Here is a 4386-nt window from a genome sequence, read left to right on the forward strand (position 1 = left end):
ATGGCCAACATCGACTCCTGACCGCAGGCGGCCCCGAGGGGCAGAAATGGCCATTTCTGCCCCTCGGGGTGCGCCCCGACCGACCGACAGGGATCCCCCGCATGACCCGCTACGGCGCCCAGTACGGGCCCGACATCACCTACCTCGGCGTCGGCCGCTGCGACCTGGAGGACCCCGCGTCCTTCGCCGGTGCGGACGTCGTCGTCCTCGGCGCCCCGTTCGACGGCGGCACCTCGCACCGTCCCGGCACCCGCTTCGGCCCGCAGGCCATCCGGATGACCGACTACCTGGCCCACGACGGGTCCCGGCCCAGCCTGGCCCTGCGCACCGACGGGCTGCGCGACCTGCGCGTGCTCGACGCCGGCGACGTCGAGATGTACTCCGGGGACATCGAGACCGCGCTGCCCGCGCTGGAGGCCGCGGTGGAGACGGTCACCCGGGCCGGCGCGATCCCGGTGGTCCTCGGCGGCGACCACTCGATCGCCTTCGCCGACGCCAAGGGCGTGGCCAACGTGCTCGGGCACGGCCGGGTGTCGATGATCCACTTCGACGCGCACGCCGACACCGGCGACATCGAGTTCGGCTCGCTGTGGGGACACGGGCAGCCGATGCGCCGGCTGATCGAGTCCGGTGCCCTGCGCGGCGACCGCTTCCTGCAGATCGGCCTGCGCGGCTACTGGCCCCCGCCGGAGACGCTGGACTGGATGGCCGAGCAGCGGATGCGCTCCTACGAGATGACCGAGATCGGGCACCGCGGCCTGGAGGCCTGTCTCACCGAGGCCTTCGGCATCGCCACCGACCAGTGCGAGGGCGTCTTCCTCTCCGTCGACATCGACGTCTGCGACCCCGGGCACGCCCCCGGCACCGGCACCCCCGAGCCCGGCGGGCTGACCGCCCGGCAGCTGCTGGACTCGGTGCGCCGGATCTGCCTCGAGCTCCCGGTCGTGGGCGTGGACGTGGTCGAGGTCAGCCCGCCCTACGACCACGCCGACATCACCGCCGCCCTGGCCAACCGCGTGGTGCTGGAGGCGCTGTCGGCCGTCGCCCGCCGCCGCCGCGACGCCCGCGACGGCACCCGGTGGGACCCGTCCCTCCCCCTGCTCGCCGACCGCCCCGTTCCCCGCCGAGAGGACCCCGCATGATCGCCCACCCGCTCGACCCGCTGACCGCCGAGGAGTTCCGCGCCGCCGCAGGCATCCTGCGCCGGGACCGCGGCGTCGACGAGCGGTGGCGGTTCGCCTCGATCGAGTTGCGGGAGCCGGCCAAGGACGTCGTCCGCGCGTTCCGCCCCGGCGACCCGATCCGGCGCGAGGCGCGGGTGACCTGCTGGAGCCGCGAGGAGGGCACCACCCACAAGGCGCTGGTGTCGCTGACCGACGACACCGTGCTCTCGTGGGAGGCGGTGCCCGGCGAGCAGGCGAACATGACCCTCGACGAGTGGCACGAGGCGCACGAGGTGCTCATCGAGCACCCCGACGTCGTCGCCGCCCTCGCGAAGCGGGGCATCACCGATCTGGACCTGGTGCTCATCGACACCTGGGCCTACGGGCACTCGCTCATCCCGGTCGAGTTCCAGGACCGGCGGGTCGGCTGGACCGACGTCTGGCGCCGGTCGACGCCGAAGGGCAACCCGTACGCCAACCCGGTCAACGGCCTGCACTTCGTCGTGGACCTCAACACCATGGAGTTGCTGCGGATCGAGGACGACGCCCCGCCGGCCGGGGGCACGCCGATGGGCGAGTACCGCCCCGACCTCGTTCCCGGCCTGGTCCAGCGCACCGACGTCAAGGCGCTGGAGATCACCCAGCCGGAGGGGGTCTCCTTCGCCCTCGACGGCAACGAGCTGCGCTGGCAGAACTGGACGATGCGGCTGGGCTTCAACCACCGCGAGGGGCTGGTGATCCACCGGGTGGCCTACGACGGCCGGCCGGTCGCGCACCGGCTGTCCTTCGCCGAGATGGTCGTCCCCTACCGCGACCCCAGCCCCGACCACCACCGGCGCACCGCCTTCGACATCGGCGAGTGGGGCCTGGGCTTCATGACCACCTCGCTCGAGCTGGGCTGCGACTGCCTCGGCGAGATCACCTACGTCGACGCCGTCCTGCACGACACCCGCGGCGAGCCGTACACGATCAAGAACGCCATCTGCCTGCACGAGGAGGACGACGGCGTGCTGTGGAAGCACGTCGACGAGAAGGCCGGCGCCGAGGTCCGCCGGTCGCGGCGGATGGTCGTGTCCTTCCACGCCACCGTGGCCAACTACGAGTACCTGACCTACTGGCGCTTCTACCAGGACGGCACGATCGAGTGCGAGGTGCGCGCCACCGGGATCATGGTCACCAGCGCCTTCGACGGCGCGACCCCGCCCACCGGCACCCTCGTGGACGACCAGACCTACGCGCCCTTCCACCAGCACTTCATCGTCGCCCGCCTGGACATGGAGGTCGACGGACCGGAGAACACCGTCGTGGTCTCCGAGAGCGCCGCGGTGCCGGTCTCCACGGCCGACCCGCACGGCCTCGCGCTGGCGCAGCGCAGCCGCCCGCTGCTCACCGAGTCCGAGGGGCGGCAGGACCTCGACTGGGCCAGCCAGCGCGGCTGGAAGGTGGTCAACCGCAACCACCTCAACCGGCTGGGCACGCCGACCGGCTACAAGCTGGTCGCGTCGGGCTCCTTCCCGGCCCTGGTGGACCGCGACTCGGCGATCATGCGCCGGGCCGAGGTCATCGACCACACGCTGTGGGTCACCGCGTTCGACGAGGAGGAGCGCTGGCCGGCCGGCGAGTTCTGCAACCAGAGCCGGGGCTCGGCGGGCCTGCCGGAGTGGACGAAGGCCGACCGGCCCATCGCCGACGCCGACATCGTGCTGTGGCACGTGTTCGGCATCCACCACATCCCGCGGCCCGAGGACTGGCCGGTCATGCCGGTCGACGTCGTGTCGTTCTCGCTGAAGCCGTGGGGCTTCTTCGACCGCAACCCGACGCTCGACGTGCCGCCCAGCGCGGCCCGCTGCCACTGAGGTGCCCGCGGGCGGTGCCGCCGCCGGTCCGTGCCTGCTGGCGCGGACGGCGGCGGTCGTGGCGGTGGCCTGCGCCGTGCTGCACGCGGGGACGGCGGGCGGCGCTGCCGCACTCGCCATCGGGCTGGCCTGCCTGACCTGCGCGGTGCACCTGTGGCGGCGGCCCGGCCCGGTGGCGTGGGGCACGCACGTCGTCCTGGCGGTGGGGATGGCGGCGCACCCCTTCGTCGCGGCCGCGCTCCCGGCCACCGGTCACGTGCACGGAGGCGGGACCTCGTGGGCGACGGCGGCGTCGCTGCTCGCCGGCGCGGGCCTGCTGCTCGCCGCGTGGCGCTGGTGGCTGGGTCGCGACCTGGTCGTCTAGTCCGTTCCCGGCGGGTGCAGCGCGATCCACAGCTCGGCCCGCGCGCCGGGCTCGTCGAGGTCCTGGCCGAGCAGGCCGCCGGCCCGGTGCACGCGCTTGCGCAGCGTGTGCCGGTGCACCCCGAGCTGCGCCGCGGCCGGCTCCCACTGCCCGTGGTGGGCCAGCCACACCCGCACCGAGTGCACGAGGTCGCCACCGGCCCGATCCGCGGCCACCAGGGGGGCCAGGAGCGCGTCGGCGAAGGCGCGGGTCGCCGTCGGGTCGAGCAGGGCGGTGAGCCCGGGGGCCGCCAGGTCGGCGAACGCGACGATCCCGGCGCCGCGGCCCCGGCCGTGCTCGGCGGCCTGCCGGGCCTGCCGGACGCCGTCGGCCAGCCCCGCCCAGCGGACCGGCCCGGACGATCCGATCGCCGCGCCCGGCACCCGCGTGGTCAGCACACCCAGCCGCTCCGGCAGCGGGCCGGCCGCCGGGGTCAGCAGCACCAGGGCGTCGTCGAGCTCCGCGGAGAACAGCGGGGCGTGCTCGTGCGCGGCCGCGTCGGCGGCGACGTCGACCGCCGCGGAGCGCTGCTCCCCGGTGCCCAGCAGGACCAGGACGTGCAGCGGCTCGGCGGGCAGCTGCTGCCCCAGCTCGACGACGACCGTGGCCACCGTCCTCTCCTCGCCCGCCAGCAGGAGACGCAGCAGCGCCGCGCGGAGGGCCGCCATGGCGCTGTCCAGCCCCCGGGACTGCTCCATCCGCAGCGTGAGCAGCAGCGCGGCCGCGTTCACGACGTGCCGGTCGGCCGGCGGGAGCGGCCCCGGGCGGCCGACCGCCAGGAAGCCCCGGGTGCGCGCACCGCTGCCCAGCGACTGGACCAGCACCGTCTCCTCCGGTGCGCTCAGCGCGGCGCTCGCCGGGGCGCGCATCCCGCGCAGCCGGTCCAGCTCGGCCTGCAGGCCCGGCGCGCGCCGGGCGGCCGCCGCCGGCGCCGCCTCCAGCGGGGCGCCGACGGCGTCCAGCA

General features: G+C 74.9%; 4 protein-coding genes. 3 read left to right on the forward strand and 1 reads right to left on the reverse strand.

From position 1 onward, the window contains the following. Positions 1 to 101: 101 nt before the first annotated feature. The 3 genes from speB to MY520_RS27735 are packed head-to-tail and all read left to right on the forward strand — an operon-like array spanning position 102 to position 3383. Positions 102 to 1142, forward strand: coding sequence for an agmatinase (gene speB / locus MY520_RS27725; protein WP_436695921.1), 1041 nt, complete (start codon positions 102 to 104; stop codon positions 1140 to 1142). Next, positions 1139 to 3019, forward strand: coding sequence for a primary-amine oxidase (locus MY520_RS27730; protein ID WP_436695922.1), 1881 nt, complete (start codon positions 1139 to 1141; stop codon positions 3017 to 3019). Before speB ends, MY520_RS27730 begins: the two co-directional genes overlap by 4 nt. Before the next feature lies 1 nt (position 3020). Continuing rightward, positions 3021 to 3383: a hypothetical protein gene (locus tag MY520_RS27735; RefSeq protein WP_436695923.1), complete on the forward strand. Its 363-nt coding sequence runs from the start codon at positions 3021 to 3023 to the stop codon at positions 3381 to 3383. Here the strand turns inward: MY520_RS27735 and MY520_RS27740 are convergent. Next, positions 3380 to 4386: PucR family transcriptional regulator (locus MY520_RS27740; protein ID WP_436695924.1), on the reverse strand; the 1007-nt coding region annotated here is incomplete at its 5' end. The genes MY520_RS27735 and MY520_RS27740 overlap by 4 nt on opposite strands.

Origin of the sequence: Geodermatophilus sp. CPCC 205506 (assembly GCF_051383635.1) — a bacterium.
In the GTDB taxonomy this organism is placed as follows: domain Bacteria; phylum Actinomycetota; class Actinomycetes; order Mycobacteriales; family Geodermatophilaceae; genus Geodermatophilus.

Bases quoted from the DNA above. Each gene is read 5' to 3' on its own strand.
- speB (WP_436695921.1), top strand. From the start codon at position 102: ATGACCCGCTACGGCGCCCAGTACGGGCCCGACATCACCTACCTCGGC.
- MY520_RS27730 (WP_436695922.1), top strand. From the start codon at position 1,139: ATGATCGCCCACCCGCTCGACCCGCTGACCGCCGAGGAGTTCCGCGCC.